This window comes from Psychrobacter sp. GW64-MNA-CIBAN-0177 (assembly GCF_040309585.1).
Taxonomy (GTDB): Bacteria; Pseudomonadota; Gammaproteobacteria; order Pseudomonadales; family Moraxellaceae; genus Psychrobacter; species Psychrobacter okhotskensis.
This window is the reverse complement of the sequence record NZ_JBEOOY010000135.1, coordinates 1-288: the sequence shown is the minus strand read 5'-3', so window position 1 is coordinate 288 and position 288 is coordinate 1. Positions and strand designations below refer to the sequence as shown.

Sequence of the window (288 nt, the reverse complement as noted above, 5' to 3'; positions counted from 1 at the left end):
ATGCGCCACTGATTAAAAAGCGCTTGATGGACGCGCAAACACCGGTTTCGGTATTTTCTAAAGTACGAGATTTGAGTGGCTCTGCATATCTGTTCGAGTCGGTCGTTGGCGGTGAGCGCTGGGCACGATATTCAATGATTGGGCTAGGTAGTGACCTTATTTTGCAATATGCTGACGGTATAATGACGGTCAAAAGAGAGGATGGTATTCACATTGATGCTGTATGTGATCCTTTTGACTATCTGCGCAAACTGATGGCAGAGTATAAGATGCCAACGGTCACAGAAG

The 288-nt window shown here is 45.8% G+C and carries 1 pseudogene; it reads left to right on the top strand.

Going from position 1 to position 288, the window contains the following annotated elements:
- A pseudogene (locus tag AAEY79_RS14495) lies at positions 1-288 on the top strand (anthranilate synthase component I); the annotation flags it as partial.